At 68.7% G+C, this 14,239-nt stretch carries 13 protein-coding genes; 9 read left to right on the top strand and 4 right to left on the bottom strand.

Annotated elements, in window-relative coordinates:
- The first annotated feature begins 41 nt into the window (after positions 1-41).
- From AC06FA_RS02515 to AC06FA_RS02550, 8 genes are all read left to right on the top strand, one after another.
- Entirely contained in the window at positions 42-920 is an 879-nt protein-coding gene (locus AC06FA_RS02515; protein WP_478066974.1) for a ParB N-terminal domain-containing protein, read from the top strand.
- A gap of 115 nt (positions 921-1,035) precedes the next feature.
- Positions 1,036-2,322 (top strand): DUF445 domain-containing protein, encoded by a 1,287-nt coding sequence (locus AC06FA_RS02520; protein ID WP_478066975.1) that lies wholly within the window; start codon positions 1,036-1,038, stop codon positions 2,320-2,322.
- Positions 2,323-2,739: 417 nt separating this feature from the next.
- Positions 2,740-3,141, top strand: coding sequence for a DUF4124 domain-containing protein (locus AC06FA_RS02525; protein ID WP_478066976.1), 402 nt, complete (start codon positions 2,740-2,742; stop codon positions 3,139-3,141).
- A gap of 262 nt (positions 3,142-3,403) precedes the next feature.
- Positions 3,404-5,614 carry a TonB-dependent siderophore receptor gene (locus AC06FA_RS02530; protein ID WP_478066977.1) on the top strand — a complete coding sequence of 737 codons (2,211 nt, stop codon included), beginning with the start codon at positions 3,404-3,406 and terminating at the stop codon, positions 5,612-5,614.
- A 105-nt stretch (positions 5,615-5,719) separates the two neighbouring features.
- Positions 5,720-6,040 (top strand): DUF3649 domain-containing protein, encoded by a 321-nt coding sequence (locus AC06FA_RS02535; RefSeq protein WP_478066978.1) that lies wholly within the window; start codon positions 5,720-5,722, stop codon positions 6,038-6,040.
- Entirely contained in the window at positions 6,037-7,662 is a 1,626-nt protein-coding gene (locus AC06FA_RS02540; protein ID WP_478066979.1) for a PepSY-associated TM helix domain-containing protein, read from the top strand. The genes AC06FA_RS02535 and AC06FA_RS02540 overlap by 4 nt, the downstream gene beginning before the upstream one ends.
- On the top strand, positions 7,659-7,988 hold the full coding sequence (locus AC06FA_RS02545; protein WP_478066980.1) for a DUF3325 domain-containing protein: 330 nt from the start codon (positions 7,659-7,661) through the stop codon (positions 7,986-7,988). Before AC06FA_RS02540 ends, AC06FA_RS02545 begins: the two co-directional genes overlap by 4 nt.
- 135 nt (positions 7,989-8,123) lie before the next feature.
- The gene (locus AC06FA_RS02550) at positions 8,124-8,504 is read left to right on the top strand and encodes a hypothetical protein (protein WP_478066981.1); all 381 of its coding nucleotides are present in this window, start codon (positions 8,124-8,126) and stop codon (positions 8,502-8,504) included.
- A gap of 160 nt (positions 8,505-8,664) precedes the next feature.
- Here AC06FA_RS02550 and rlmKL read toward each other — a convergent pair whose 3' ends face one another.
- Both rlmKL and AC06FA_RS02560 read right to left on the bottom strand, forming a co-directional pair.
- Positions 8,665-10,803 carry a bifunctional 23S rRNA (guanine(2069)-N(7))-methyltransferase RlmK/23S rRNA (guanine(2445)-N(2))-methyltransferase RlmL gene (rlmKL, locus tag AC06FA_RS02555; protein ID WP_478066982.1) on the bottom strand — a complete coding sequence of 713 codons (2,139 nt, stop codon included), beginning with the start codon at positions 10,801-10,803 and terminating at the stop codon, positions 8,665-8,667.
- A gap of 144 nt (positions 10,804-10,947) precedes the next feature.
- The gene (locus AC06FA_RS02560; protein ID WP_478066983.1) at positions 10,948-11,475 is read right to left on the bottom strand and encodes an alpha/beta hydrolase; all 528 of its coding nucleotides are present in this window, start codon (positions 11,473-11,475) and stop codon (positions 10,948-10,950) included.
- 72 nt (positions 11,476-11,547) lie between these two features.
- Between AC06FA_RS02560 and AC06FA_RS02565 the strand changes: the two genes are divergently transcribed.
- Positions 11,548-12,117 (top strand): N-acetylmuramoyl-L-alanine amidase, encoded by a 570-nt coding sequence (locus tag AC06FA_RS02565; protein ID WP_478066984.1) that lies wholly within the window; start codon positions 11,548-11,550, stop codon positions 12,115-12,117.
- Between the two features lie 365 nt (positions 12,118-12,482).
- On the opposite strand, the gene AC06FA_RS02570 is transcribed toward AC06FA_RS02565, so the two are convergent.
- The gene (locus AC06FA_RS02570) at positions 12,483-13,385 is read right to left on the bottom strand and encodes a sulfurtransferase (protein WP_478066985.1); all 903 of its coding nucleotides are present in this window, start codon (positions 13,383-13,385) and stop codon (positions 12,483-12,485) included.
- Positions 13,382-14,185 (bottom strand): CoA pyrophosphatase, encoded by an 804-nt coding sequence (locus AC06FA_RS02575; RefSeq protein WP_478066986.1) that lies wholly within the window; start codon positions 14,183-14,185, stop codon positions 13,382-13,384. The genes AC06FA_RS02570 and AC06FA_RS02575 overlap by 4 nt, the downstream gene beginning before the upstream one ends.
- Positions 14,186-14,239: the final 54 nt, after the last annotated feature.

Below are 14,239 nucleotides of genomic sequence, written 5' to 3' on the forward strand. Positions count from 1 at the left end.
GGGTACAATGGTCGGTTCCGCTCCTGCCTGTTGCCGTGCCCATGGATATCGTCGTCAAAGAAGAATTGAAGGCCTACATCGACCCGCTGACCGCCGACGAGCATGACGCGCTGGAGCGCAGCATCCTGGCCGAAGGCTGCCGCGATGCGCTGGTGCTGTGGGGCGACGTGCTGGTGGACGGCCATAACCGCTTCGGCATCTGCCAGAAGCACGGCCTGCCCTTCAACACCGTGCAGAACACCCGCTTCCAGAGCATGGAAGACGTGCACCTGTGGATGATCGAGCAGCACCTGGGCCGCCGCAGCGTGTCCGACTTCCAGCGCGGCGTGCTGGCCCTGCGCAAGCGCGACATCCTGTCCGCGCGCAAGCAGGTGGAACAGGCGCAGCTGCAGCGCGAAAGCGATGGCACCGCCGAACCGGCCGACGACGCCGGTGAAGACAGCCCGCCGTGGGAACCGGCACCGAAGGTCAGCCGCGCCGAGCTGGCCCGCGAAGCCAAGCTGAGCACCAGCCAGGTGGGCATGATCGAGCGTATCCACGCCCAGGCCGCGGCCGAAGTGGTGGAAGCGGTGAAGGCCGGGGTGATTTCGATCAGCGCGGCGGCCGCCGTGGCCGACCTGCCGGAAGAAGAACAGCGCGCTGCGGCCGCCGGTGGCAAGGACGAGCTGAAGCAGGCGGCCAAGCGCGTGCGCGAATCCAAGCGCAAGCCGCGTGCGCCGAAGCCCGAACCGGCCGAGATGGATTTCGAGGAGCCGAGCGACGACGAGGTGGCCAGCCGCGGTGCCGAGGTGCTGTCGGCGCTGGAACAGCTGGGTGAGGATGCGCCGGCCCTGCGCCGCCGCGTGGTCGCCCTGACCCGCGAGAACGACACCCTGCGCGCGCAGCTGGCCGCGCTGCGAAAGCAGCTGGAAGCCCTGTAAGGGATGGGTAGCGCCGGGCCATGCCCGGCGAGCGCAGCAGGCTCTGACAAGCCGCCGGGCATGGCCCGGCGCTACCGATGCGTCGGCATCATCCGGTGGCGGTTAGACTTCCGGCATGACGCTTGCCAATGATCCGCGCCGCGCCCAGCTGCGGCGCCTGAAAGCCCTGGCCCTGGGCCTGCTGGTGCTGATGCTGGCCGGATTCGCGGTCAGCCACTGGCAGGGCGAACGGGGCATCTGGGCCTGGGTCTCGGCCTTCTGTGAAGCCGCCGCGGTGGGCGCGCTGGCCGACTGGTTCGCGGTGGTCGCGCTGTTCCGGCGGCCGATGGGGCTGCCCATTCCGCATACCGCCATCATTCCGCGCAGCAAGGAACGCATCGGCGACAGCCTGGCCCTGTTCGTGCGCGATCAGTTCCTGGAACCGGGCGTGCTGCTGGCCCGTCTGCAGGTGTTCGATCCGGCCAGCCGCCTGGGCAGTTGGCTGGCCGAACCCGAACGCGCGCGCATGTTGGCCGACATGGCCCGCGGCTGGGCGCTGCAGGCGCTGGATTTCTTCGATGAGGGCGCGGTGCGCCGGCAGCTGCACGGCTTCGTGGTGCAGCAGCTGCGGCAGTGGAACGCGGCGGCCACCGCCGGCGAACTGCTGGCCCTGCTGACCGCCGATGGCCGCCACCAGCGCGTGCTGGACGAAGGTCTGCAGCGGTTGGGCCGCTGGCTGGAGCAGCCGGAGGTGAAAGAACGCGCCTCGCAGCTGATCGTGCGTTACATCCAGCGCGAGTGGCCCACGCTGTCCAGCACGGTGAACTGGGTGAAGCCGATCGACGAGATCGGTGACAGCCTGGCCGAGCGCCTGGCGCGTGCGGTACTGGAGGAACTGCAGCAGGTGCTGGCCGAGCCGCAGCATCCGCTGCGCCAGGATTACGAGACCTGGCTGCAGAACTACGTGCAGCGCCTGCGCGATGATCCGGCGCTGGCCGAGCGCATCGAACAGCTGAAGCAGGAAATGATCGACCACCCTGCCCTGCAGGAGTACGTGCAGGGCCTGTGGTCGCGCATCCACGCCACGCTGCGCGCCGACCTGCAGCGCGAGGATTCGGCGCTGGTGGGGCATCTGCAGCGCAGCCTGGCCTCGCTGGGGCAGACCCTGCAGGCCGACCCGGCCCTGCGCGAGGCCTTGAACCAGCATCTGCTGGAAGGCGCGCAGCGCCTGACCGGGCGCCTGCGCGAAGGGGTGACCAGCCACATCGCGCAGACGGTGAAGGGCTGGGACGAGCGCCACCTGGTGGAACAGCTGGAACTGAGCGTGGGCCGCGACCTGCAGTTCATCCGTTTCAACGGCACGCTGGTGGGTGGGCTGATCGGGCTGCTGCTGCATGCCGCAACGGTGGTATTCCGGTTCTGAGGGCGGCGACAGGGCGGCGCCCTGTACCCGCTCAATGCAACGGCAACATCAACGTCAAAGGCAGGCTCTCCCGGGGATACGGGGCGGTGTGGGTGGGCAGGACACGCCGTAAACCCGTCCATGGGGGCTCGTAGGCGCCTTGCTCGCGCGCGTAATCCCGCGCGCGCGGCAAGACCGGGGTTGGGCGTCCTGCCCAACCCGCCCGAGGCATGCCTCGGGCCCATGGCGCCTGCGGTCCTGCCCACCCACACCGCCCCGCCTCTGACCGTTTCCTGGGGCCTGACGGGGTCGGATCCCGTTGCGCAGCAACGGGCTCCGACCCCGGCTGTGGTGGATGGCGCAGGCGTATTGCGCGACGGGGGTCACACTCCGTATGCTCCCGCGCCATGTGGGCCAGGGTGGCCCACGGGGGGATCCATGCAACGGATGTTGGTTCTGCTGCCGCTGCTGCTGGCGGCCGGTGAAGCGTGCGCGCAGCGCGTCTACAAGTGCAACGATGGTGGTCGCACCATCTACCAGAGCACGCCCTGCCCGGCCGGGCAGGATACCGGGGTGACCCGCCCGATCGTGCGTGACCCGAAACTGAGCTGGCAGGAGGCCGAGCGCGTGGACCGCGAACTGCGCGTCGCCCGCCGCGAGCTGCAGGCCAACGCCGGCCGTGGCGCAGCGCCGGTAACCGGCACGGTGATCGAGGCGGCCAGCAATGCCGAAGCCTGCGACAAGGCCCGCACGCGCCGCGAACTGGCCGAGTGGTTTGGTTCGCGCACGCCCGCGCGACAGCTGAACGACGAGGTGACCCGCAGCTGCGCTTCGCGCTGACGCGCGGTCGCGTTACAGCGCGGTTGTGCACACTTGATTAACGAAATGCGAATGCCTATCATTTACTGATCGGTTGTACGCTCAGCCACCTGGCGCCCCCACCGCGCTTCCGCCCGTGTACATCCCCGGCTCCTCGTGCGCCGACGGCCCTGGCCGTCAGCGCGTGGCGATGGGAGATGCCTCGGGTTGCGCGATTCCGCGCAGGCGCCCGCACGCATGGATTCCATCGCTGATGTTTTTCTCCTGCATGGAATCGCACTGTATGTCCCGACCCAACATTCCCGTGGTTTCACCGTTGGCGCTGGCGCTGGCCACGCTGTTCTGCGCGCCGCTGGCGCATGCCGATGTGCCGGCCGATGCCGATGCGCGCACGCTGGACACGGTGAAGGTGACCGCCGATGGCGAAATCCAGAACAGCTATACGGTGAAGAACACCCGCAGTGCGACCAAGCTGGACCTGTCGCTGCGCGAGACGCCGCAGTCGGTCACGGTCATCACCCGCCAGCGCCTGGACGACATGGGCCTGTTCTCGCTGTCCGATGTAATGGGCCAGGTCACCGGGGTCACCGTGTCGGTCACCGACAGCGAGCGCATCAACTATGTCTCGCGCGGTTACACCATCGAGAACTTCCAGATCGATGGCATGCTCAACACCTTCGGTGGTTCGATCAAGACCAACACCGACAACGTGATCTACGAGCGCATCGAAGTGATCCGCGGCGCCACCGGCCTGACCACCGGCGCCGGCGATCCGTCGGGCACCATCAGCATGGTGCGCAAGCGCCCGACCGATACGGTGCAGATGGGCGCCAACCTGATCCTGGGCCGTTGGGGCAACCAGCGCATGGAAGTCGACCTGGGCGGCCCGATCGCCTGGGACGGCCGCATCCGCGCACGCGTAGTCGCGGCCAAGCAGCAGAGCGATTCGTTCCGCGATGTCTACAAGCTCGACAAGGACGTGTTCTACGGGATCGTGCAGGCCGACCTGACCGACAGCACCCTGTTTGAACTGGGCTACGAGTACCAGTCGCCGCGCACCACCGGTGTGACCTGGGGCGTGGTGCCGTACTGGGGCGCCGATGGCAACCCGGCCAACCTGCCGCGCTCGACCAACCTGTCGGCGTCGTGGAGCAGCTGGCCGATGGTGGAAAAGACCACCTTCGCCCGCCTGGAACAGCAGCTGGGCAATGGCTGGTCGCTGAAGGGCAACGTCACCCATGCCGTGCGCGATACCGACGGCAGCGTCTGGTACGGCGCAGCCGGCAATCCGCGTCCGGATGGTACCGGCGTGACCGCCTATGTCTCGCACTTCAACGAACACAGCACCATGGACGTGTTCGACGTGAATGTCGGCGGGCCGTTCCAGCTGCTCGGCCGCGAGCATGAACTGGTGTTCGGCCTGGGCCAGGCGGTGCGCAAGGGTGAATCGGAGGCGACTTCATTCGATACCAGCGCGCCGGGCTACATGCAGGTCGCCGACTGGCGCCACTGGACCGGCGACGTGCCGGTGCTGCCGGTGACCCGTTATGGCCGCCTGGCCTCGGAAAACGAGCTGCGCCAGCGCGCCGCTTACGTGGCCGCGCGCCTGCGCCTGGCCGACCCGCTGCTGGCCGTGCTCGGCGCCCGCTACGGCAGCTGGGAAACGCGCCAGTGGGCCTACGGCTACGATGCCAACGGCAACCGCAACCGCACCACCCGCACCGGCTACAAGCCCGATGACACCCTGACCCCGTACGCCGGCCTGGTCTACGACTTCAACGACATCTTCAGCGGCTATGTCAGCTACACCGACATCTTCAAGCCGCAGAACTATCGCGACCGCAACGGCAACTACCTGGAGCCGGTGGTCGGCGACATGTACGAAGCCGGCGTGAAGGCCGAGTTCTTCGGCGGCCTGCTCAATGCTTCGGCAGCGGTGTTTGAAGGCAAGCAGGACAACGTGGCCGAGATCGATGATTCGGTGCCGCTGAACTCGCTGCCCGATGGTGGCCAGGCCTACCGCTCCACCGGCCAGGGCAACAAGGTGAAGGGCTGGGAGATCGAAACCCAGGGCAGCATCGGCGAGCAGTGGAACGTATCGGCGGGCTTCGCCCATACCAAGATCCGCAATGCCGCCGGCGTGCTGCAGCGGACCACCACCCCGCAGGACACCTTCCGCCTCAACGCCAGCTGGCGCCCCGGCGGTGCCGACAGCCGCTTCTGGCTGGGCGGCGGCGTGACCTGGCAGAGCAGCATCTGGAACAACAGCACCCGGCCGGTCGCCACCGGTGGTACGCAGAGCGCACGCATCACCCAGGACGCGTTCTACCTGCTGAACCTGGGCGGCGGCTACCGCTTCAACGAAAACTTCAGTGCGCAGGTGAACGTCAACAACCTGCTGGACAAGAAGTATTACAACAACGTCGGTTTCTACAACGGCGTGTACTGGGGCGAACCGCGCAACGTCACCATGACCCTGCGCTGGAAGCTCTGATGACCTGATGGATGGTGCCGGTTCTGCGACCGGCACCCGGCCAGGGATGGCCCCCCGGCGCACTTCGGTGCGCCGGCCTTCTTTCAACCAACCTGCAGGATTGCCGTGGATCGCTCGCGCGCTATTGCCAGCTCCCGCCTCAGCACCTTCTTCGCCAGCCCCCGCTGGGGCGTGCTGTCCCGTTCGCTGGCGGCCATCTTCGGTGGCTACGCGCTGGCCTCGGTCACCAGTGTGTTCTGCGTGGTCGCCCTGCCCGGCGCGCGCGGCCAGACCGTGTTGACCGGCATGCTGCTGGCCATCCTGGTCGCGGCCTGCGCCGCATTGTGGGCATTTGCCACGCGCAGTGCGCTGCGCGCCTGGGTCGGCATCCTGTTGCCTACCCTGTTGATGGCCGCGATTGCGCGCCTGCTGGGGGCCTGGGCATGAAGAACGGATTCCGCCAATCGATGGCCTGGCTGCACACCTGGACCGGCCTGCTGGTGGGCTGGCTGCTGCTGCTGATCTTCATGGCCGGCACCGCCAGCTACTACCGCGGAGAAATCAGCCGCTGGATGCGCCCGGAACTGCCCAGCGCGCGGGTCAGCACCGACGTGGCCGCGCAGCGCGCCGTCGACTACCTGCAGGCCAACGCCGGCAATGCCGAGATGTGGTACGTGACGCTGCCGCAGCCGCGCAACCCGGCCATGAGCACCTTCTGGCGCGTGCGTGCCGACCAGGCCGACCCGGCCAAGGGCCGTCGCGGTGCGTTCGGTGATGCCACCCTGGACCCGAATACCGGCAACGAACTGAAGGCCCGCGATACGCGCGGTGGTGATTTCTTCTACCGCCTGCATTTCGACCTGCACTACATCCCGGTGTACTGGGCGCGCTACCTGGTGGGGTTCTGCGCCATGTTCATGCTGGTGGCGATCATCACCGGGGTGATCACCCACAAGAAAATCTTCAAGGACTTCTTCACCTTCCGCAAGGACAAGGGCCTGCGCTCGTGGCTGGATTTCCATAACGTGAGCGCGGTGATGGCGCTGCCGTACCACGCCATGATCACCTACACCGGCATCGTCACGCTGATGATCATGTACCTGCCGTGGGGGGTGAAGGTGGCCTACCCGCAGGATGAAGACAAGTTCTTCGCAGAAGCCTTCGGCGGCATGCCCGAGGTGAGCGAGCCGGCCCAGGGCAAGGCGCCGCCGGTTGCCATCGCGCGCCTGCTCGACAGCGCGCGTGCGCATTGGCACGGCGTGGAAGTGGCCGGCTTCACCATCTCCAACCCCGGTGCGGGCAACGCGGTGATCGACATCCGCCAGCGCGATGGCAAGCGCCTGTCGATCGACACCCCGTCGCTGCGCTATGACATGGTCAACGGCACGCTGCTGCAGGAGAGCCCGCCGTCCGGTGGTGCCACCGCCACCCGTGGCGTGCTGTACGGCCTGCACCTGGCACGCTTCGCCGACTGGGGCCTGCGCGCCCTGTTCTTCCTGTCCGGCCTGACCGGCTGCCTGATGGTGGCCAGCGGCGTGGTGCTGTGGGCGGTGAAGGAACGGCCCAAGCATGCCAAGAGTGGCCGCATCGGCTTCGGCCTGCGCCTGGTGGACGCGCTGAACATCGGCGCGGTGGCCGGCCTGCCGATCGCCTTTGCAGCGTATTTCTGGGGCAACCGCGTGCTGCCGCTGGACCTGGCCGAACGCTCCAGCGCCGAAGCCAACGTGTTCTTCTACGCTTGGGGCGCTGCGCTGCTGGCGGCCTTCATCTGGCCCAAGCGGATGATGTGGGCGTGGCAGCTGTACCTGGGTGCGGCCCTGTTCGCACTGGTGCCGGTGGTCAATGCACTGACCACCCACGCGCACCTGGGCGTGACGCTGCGCAACGGTGACTGGGTGCTGGCTGGCTTCGATCTGGCGATGCTCGCCTTCGGCGCGATGCTGGCCCTGTGCGGCTGGCGCATGCAGCGCTGGACGCCGCCGCTGAGTGCGGCTGAAAAGAAGAAGCGCGCGGCGGCGGCGGCCAAGGCGCCGGTCGCGACGACCGCAGAAGCGGAGGCCGGCGCATGATGCTGCTGGCCCTGACCCTGTCCTTCTCTGCGTTCACCGCGCTGTCGCTGGCGATGGAAAAGCACCAGCAGGACCTGCACGGCAAGGCCGCGGCGGCCCCGGCACGGCGCACGCAATGGCGCGTGCTGGGCTGGGCACTGCTGGTGGTGGCGTTCGTGCTGTGCGTGGTCGACCACGGCTGGGCGATGGGCCCGGTGCTGTGGCTGGGTGCGCTCACCCTGGCCGGCGTGCCGTTGGCCTTCGGCCTGTACCCGTACCGCCCGCGGTGGATCGCACCGCTGGCCATCGCCCTGCCGCTGCTGGGCCTGCTGATCGCGCTGCTGTAACCGCGCAAGGGGTCGGATCCCGTGCGCGCAGCGCAGGGGCTCTGACCCCAGAGATACAATGGCGGCATGCAAAGCGTGCTGCACCGGATGGCTGGAATCGGCTTCTTTTCCCGACTGGGCGAAGCACTGCCCGCAATGGCAGGTGTGGTTGCCGTTGCGTCGCTGGATCAAGCGTTCCAGACCATCGATGCCGATGGCTTCGAATGGATGCCCGGCACGCTCGGCGATCCCGATCCATTCCATGGCGCCCTGCCCCGCCCGGCCGAACTGGCCGAGGCCCGGCGCGAGCTCAACCGCACGCTGATGCGGGCGCTTTCGGCAGTGGAGCAACCGGCACTGCGCTGCGGTGCGCACGACCTGCACCTGGTGGCGCGCGATGCGGCGATGTTCGCCTGCCGGCAGCGGCTGCTGGAAATGCACCTTGGCCTGCCGGCGTACTGGGAACCCATGCTTGCGCTGTACGAACAGGGCCATTGGCCGCTGGCCTACGCGCCGGGGCGGTTGCTGGTGCTGTAGGGCCATCCACGCGTGGCGTGGATCTACTGGGGTCGGGTGCCCTGCGCGGCGCAGTCGAGCAAGGCTCGACTCTACAGAGGCCGGTCCCGTTCGGCTCCGCGATCATCCTGGGGCCGGATCCCGTGCGCGCAGCGCAGGGGCTCCGACCCCAGGCGGGGGTTCAACCCACCCGCTTCAGTTCCCACGCGCGGTGGATGCGCGCGTTGCGCTCGAAATCCGGACCAATCGTGCGTGCGGTGATCTCGCGGCACTGGGCGAATTCGGCGATGGCGTTCTCTTCCAGCTTGAAGCGGCGGAAGTTGTTGGAGAAATACAGCACGCCACCGGGCGCCAGCCGCGCCACGGCCGCGCGCAGCAGCTTCAACTGCTCGCGCTGCACGTCGAAGTCATCGGCACGCGCGGAGTTGGAGAACGTCGGCGGGTCACAGAAGATCACGTCGTACTGGCCGCGATCGCCTTCCAGCCAGGCCATCGCATCGGCCTGCACCAGCAGGTGCTGGTTGCCGCCCTGCCCGTTCAGCGCCAGGTTGTCGTAGCACCACTGCAGGTAGGTGGCCGACAGGTCCACGCTGGTGGTGCTGGCCGCACCGGCCACCGCCGCCTGCACGCTGGCCACGCCGGTGTAGCAGAACAGGTTGAGGAAGCGCTTGCCACGCACCTGCTCGGCCATCATGCGGCGCAGCGGACGGTGGTCCAGGAACAGGCCGGTATCGAGGTAATCGAACAGGTTCACCTGCAGCAGTGCGTTGTTCTCGCGCACCACGATGAACTCGTCGCGCTGCTCGAAACGACCGTACTTGCTGCCGCCCTTGCCGCGCTCGCGCGACTTCATCGACACCTGTTCGGGCGGCACGCCGAACACCTCGCGGGCCGCGGCCAGCAGTTCGTTGCGGCGACGGCGCACATCGTTTTCCGGAATCGCCGCCGGTGCCGCGTATTCCTGCACATGCAGGAAGGTGCGGCGCTGGCCACCGTCTTCTTCGTACACATCGATGGCCGCTGCATATTCCGGCAGGTCGGCATCGTAGGCACGGAAGCAGGTGATGTCCTCGCGCGCGCGCCAGCTCTTGAACTTCTTCAGGTTCTTGCGCAGGCGGTTGGCCACCATCTGCGCGCCTTCGCTCAGCTCGCGCGGTTGTGCCGGATCGCGGCCGGGCACCGCAATCGGGTCGCAGACGATCAGCGCGCATTCCAGCGCACCATTGAACATCTGGTACTTCTTGGACGCACGCAGGCCGGTGGCGAAGGCCAGTTCGTCGTTGCCACACAGCAGGCTGGCGCGCCACTGCGGCACCGCCTTCTGCAGGGCGTTGCCCAGCGCGCGGTACAGGGCCGGGTCGGCCGCCAGGCGCTCGTCGTACGGCGGGTTGCAGACCACCGCGCCGATCTCCTGTTCCGGCGCGGCCAGGTCGGCCACGTCGGCGCGGGTGAAGCGGATCGCGTGGGCCACGCCTGCCACTTCGGCATTCTCGCGCGCGGCCTGGATCGCCACCGGGTCGATGTCGCTGCCGTGGATGACCGGCTTCAGGGCCGCCAGACCGGCCGCTTCGCGGTCGCGTGCGTCGGTCTGGATCGCCTTCCAGGCCGCCTTGTCGAAGCCCAGCCAACGGCTGGGCGGCAGGCTGCCGTGGCGCATCAGGCCGGGGGCGACGTCGGCGGCCATCAGCGCACCTTCAATCAGCAGCGTGCCGCTGCCGCACATCGGGTCCAGCAGGCCACCACCGGCGGCATGCAGGCGCGGCCACTGCGCGCGCAGCAGCAGCGCGGCGGCCAGGTTTTCCTTCAGCGGCGCCTCGTGGGCGGCACCGCGCCAACCACGGCGGTGCAGCGGGCCACCGCCCAGGTCGATCGACAGCGAGGCACGGCCCTTGCGCAGCGACAGGTTCACGCGCACATCGGGCAGATCGGTGTTCACCGACGGCCGTTCCAGGCCTTCGTCGCGCATGCGGTCGACGATGGCGTCCTTGATCCGCTGCGCGGCAAAGCGCGCGTGGGTGATCTTGTCGCCGGAAACGTGGGCGTCCACCGCCAGGGTCATCTCCGGCTTGATGTGCTCGTGCCACGGCAGGGCGCGCACGCCGTCATACAGGGCCTGCTCGTCCGGGCAGTCGAACTCGTCGATCGGCCACAGCACGCGGCTGGCAAGGCGCGACCACATCACGATGCGCAGGGCCTGCGCCAGTTCGCCCTCGGCATTGACGCCGGCGATGGTGGCGGTGGCCTTGCCAAGGCCCAGGGCCGACAGTTCGTCGGCAAGCAGGTATTCCAGGCCCTTGGCGCAGGAGACGAAGAATTTCACGGGATCGATTCGCAGGTGACGGGCACGGCGCGAGCGCCAGGCCTTTCGGAAGGGAGGGCCGCGGAAACGGCCAGCAGCCCCGCGCCGGGGGCGGCGGGGCTGCCATTGTAGTCAATGCGGGCGGGCGCGCCGTGCGCCCGGGCTTCACAGCTGCTGCAGCAGCCGCTCGAAGGCCTGCGCGGAGGCCGCCACGTGGTGTTCCAGGCGGTGGCCATCGTCCACCAGCAGCAGCTGCGCCGAGCGCGCCTGCGCCCAGGCGATCACCCCGGCGGCGGGCACCACGTCATCGTGCCAGGCCTGGACCACGCTGATCGGCACGGCGGCCGCGTCCAGGGCCGGCATCGGGCCCATGGTGGTGGGCGGCACCATCAGGAACAGGCCGGCCACCGGCACCTGCAGCGAGGCAATCGCGGAGATGTAGGCGCCCAGGCTGGAGCCGGCCAGCACCACCGGCCCCTGCGCGGCGGCCGCGGCGGCCCGTTCCACCAGACGCTGCAGGCGGGTACGCACGTCGCCCACGCGGCTGACCTGGCTCATCGCGTCCAGGTCGGTGTAGTCGGGGCGCTCGTGGGTCCAGCCCAGGCGCTGGGCCACTTCGGCCAGCGCGGTGACCTTGGTCGCCTCGGGGCCACTCTCGAAACCATGGGACAGGATGCAGTGGCCGCGGCTCATGCGCGCGCACCTGCACGGGGGTTCGACGACAATCGGGAAGGCAGGTTCATCGCGCAATGCTAGCATCGCCGCATGCCCAACCCGCTCCTGCCCGGCCTGCAGCTGCAGCCGCTGCCCTACCACGACCGCCTGCCCCTGCGTGACCCGGCCAGCCTGCGCATGGTGGTCATCCACTGCACCGAACTGCCCGACCTGGCCATGGCCCGCGAGTACGGCGAGCGCGTGCTGTATGACAGCGGCGCGGGCAACAGCGGGCATTTCTACATCGACCGCGACGGCCGCGTGGTGCAGTACGTGGCGCCGGAGCGGATCGCCCACCACGTGCGCGGCATGAACGCGGACACGGTGGGCATCGAACTGGTCAATACCGGGCGTTACCCGCACTGGTTCGACAGCCGCCACCAGGCGATGGACGAGCCGTACACCGAGGCGCAGCTGGACGCGCTGGAGACCCTGCTGCAGGCGCTGGTGGCGCGCTATCCGTCGCTGCAGCAGATTGCCGGGCATGACCAGCTGGACCTGGAACAGGTACCGGCCAGCGATGATCCAACACTGACGGTGGCGCGTAAGCGCGATCCCGGCCCCTTGTTCCCCTGGGCACGCGTGCTGGCAAAGGTGCCGCTGCAGGGGTTGGGGGAGTAACTGGCAGGGCTGCGCCCTGCACCTGCCGAGGCAACGGCAACGGCAACGGCAACGTCAAAAGCGGGCTTTCCGTGGGAGGCGAGGTGGGTCCGGTTGCGGGGGACGCTGCAAGTACGTCCATGTAAGCTCGGTCGCCGCATCCATGCGGCTCACGCCCCCGCAACCGGACCCACCTCGCCTTCGACAGTTTCCCGGTGGCCATGGATCTGGGGTCAGATCCCGTTGCGGCGCAACGGGCTCTGACCCCTGATTGGGGGTCGAATCGATCGGAACGTGCTCTTGTAGAGTCGAGCCATGCTCGACTGCGTTGCTGCGCTGGGGTCAGAGCCGTTTCCCGTTGGGAAACGGATCCGACCCCGATGCGGTTACGCGCCGGTGGCGACCGGGCGGCTGCTGTCGCTTACCCAGCCGCTCCAGGAATCGGCGTAGATGCGTGCGCCGCTCAGGCCGGCGCTTTCCATGGCCAGCAGCAGGTGGCAGGCGGTTACGCCCGAGCCACACATCAGCACCACCCGCTGCGGGTCCTGGCTGCCGATCACGCTCTGCAGTTCGGCACGCAGTTCCTGCGCATCGCGCAGGCGACCGTCGGCCACGTTAAGCGCGAACGGGCGGTTGACCGCGCCGGGCACGTGCCCGGCCACCGGGTCCAACGGCTCCACCTCGCCCCGGAAGCGCTCGCCGGCGCGGGCGTCCACCAGCCAGCCGGGGGCGTGCTTCAAACGGGCGGCGATCTCATCGGCGCTGGCCACCTGGGTGGTGTCGAAACGGCCCGGATACGGCGGCTGCGCAGGCACGTCACTGCGCCCGGTGGCCAGCGGCTGGCCGGCGGCCTGCCAGGCGGCCAGTCCGCCGTCGAGCACGGCCACGCGGGTGTGGCCGATCAGGCGCAGCAGCCACCACAGGCGCGCGGCGGCCATGCTGCCATCGCTGCCGTCGTAGACCACCACCTGGGTATCGGGGGCGATGCCCCACTGCCCCAGCCTGGCCGCAAACGCATCGCTGTCCGGCAAGGGGTGGCGACCGTGGCCGCTGCGGCCCAGGTCGGACAGATCCTGGTTCAGATCGGCATGCACGGCGCCGGGGATATGCCCGGCGGCGTACTGCGCTGCCCCGGCCTGCGGATCGGCCAGCGATGCGCGCGCATCGACCACGCACACGGCCGTGCTGGCGGTGGCGCGGGCATCGACCACCCGTACCGATTGGCCCAGCGCGGCGGCCAGACGGGGCACATCGACCAGGGTGGTCCACGTCGTATCGTTCTGCGTCATGTCACTTGCTCCAGGCGGCGGCGCAGGTTGTAGAGGATGGCCGCGGTGGCGCCCCAGATCCGCTGGCCGGGCCAGCCGTATTCCAGCACGTGGCGCACGCGCCCACGGTGGTTGATTTCGACCTGGTGCAGGTTGTCCGGCGCCATCAGGTAATCCAGCGGCACTTCGAAGACTTCGGCCACTTCGCTGGGCTGGGCAACGGGTACGAAGTCGGGATCGATCACCGCCACCACCGGCGTGACCCGGTAACCGGTAATGGTCACGAAGGGGTCCAGATAGCCCAGCGCCTGCACCTGCGAGGGCGCCAACGCGATTTCTTCCTGGCTTTCGCGCAGCGCCGCCGCCAGTGCGTCGCGGTCGTCCGGCTCGGTGCGCCCGCCGGGAAAACCGACCTGGCCACCATGCTGGCGCAGGGTTTCGGTGCGGCGGGTCAGGATGACCTGGGCGCCGTTGGCACGCGGCACGATGCCGGCCAGCACGGCTGCCTCCACCGCAGGGCCGGGCGGCAACAGGTCGATCAGTTCGCTGCGGTTCCAGCCATCGCCCTGCGGCGGCTCGGCCAGCGGGTGCAGCGCGCGCAGCAGGCGTTCGTGATCGGCCAGCGAGCCACGCAGCGCGTGCTGCAGTTGTTCGCGCAGGGGCAGCACCCGGTGCAGCACGTGGTCGCGTTCGCCGTCGCTCATCGACGACCACCGTGCGATTTCGTCGAGGCTGCGCCCGCAGCCGGAACACAGACGGGCCAGGTCCAGCTTGCACACGCCGATGCAGGGGCTTGCGACAACACGCGCCGTTTCTTCCATAGTTTGCACCCCTGCAACAGTAGCGCGAATGGCAGCGCTTGGGGCAGTGGTGGC

It is taken from the genome of Stenotrophomonas sp. Steno-C17 (genome assembly GCF_056393165.1).

Excerpts from the sequence above, each read along its gene's own strand:
- AC06FA_RS02560 (WP_478066983.1), bottom strand. The coding sequence starts at position 11,475 with ATGAGCCGCGGCCACTGCATCCTGTCCCATGGTTTCGAGAGTGGCCCC.
- AC06FA_RS02545 (WP_478066980.1), top strand. The coding sequence starts at position 7,659 with ATGATGCTGCTGGCCCTGACCCTGTCCTTCTCTGCGTTCACCGCGCTG.
- AC06FA_RS02540 (WP_478066979.1), top strand. The coding sequence starts at position 6,037 with ATGAAGAACGGATTCCGCCAATCGATGGCCTGGCTGCACACCTGGACC.
- AC06FA_RS02575 (WP_478066986.1), bottom strand. The coding sequence starts at position 14,185 with ATGGAAGAAACGGCGCGTGTTGTCGCAAGCCCCTGCATCGGCGTGTGC.
- AC06FA_RS02570 (WP_478066985.1), bottom strand. The coding sequence starts at position 13,385 with ATGACGCAGAACGATACGACGTGGACCACCCTGGTCGATGTGCCCCGT.
- AC06FA_RS02525 (WP_478066976.1), top strand. The coding sequence starts at position 2,740 with ATGCAACGGATGTTGGTTCTGCTGCCGCTGCTGCTGGCGGCCGGTGAA.
- AC06FA_RS02515 (WP_478066974.1), top strand. The coding sequence starts at position 42 with ATGGATATCGTCGTCAAAGAAGAATTGAAGGCCTACATCGACCCGCTG.
- AC06FA_RS02520 (WP_478066975.1), top strand. The coding sequence starts at position 1,036 with ATGACGCTTGCCAATGATCCGCGCCGCGCCCAGCTGCGGCGCCTGAAA.
- AC06FA_RS02530 (WP_478066977.1), top strand. The coding sequence starts at position 3,404 with ATGTCCCGACCCAACATTCCCGTGGTTTCACCGTTGGCGCTGGCGCTG.
- AC06FA_RS02565 (WP_478066984.1), top strand. The coding sequence starts at position 11,548 with ATGCCCAACCCGCTCCTGCCCGGCCTGCAGCTGCAGCCGCTGCCCTAC.
- AC06FA_RS02550 (WP_478066981.1), top strand. The coding sequence starts at position 8,124 with ATGGCAGGTGTGGTTGCCGTTGCGTCGCTGGATCAAGCGTTCCAGACC.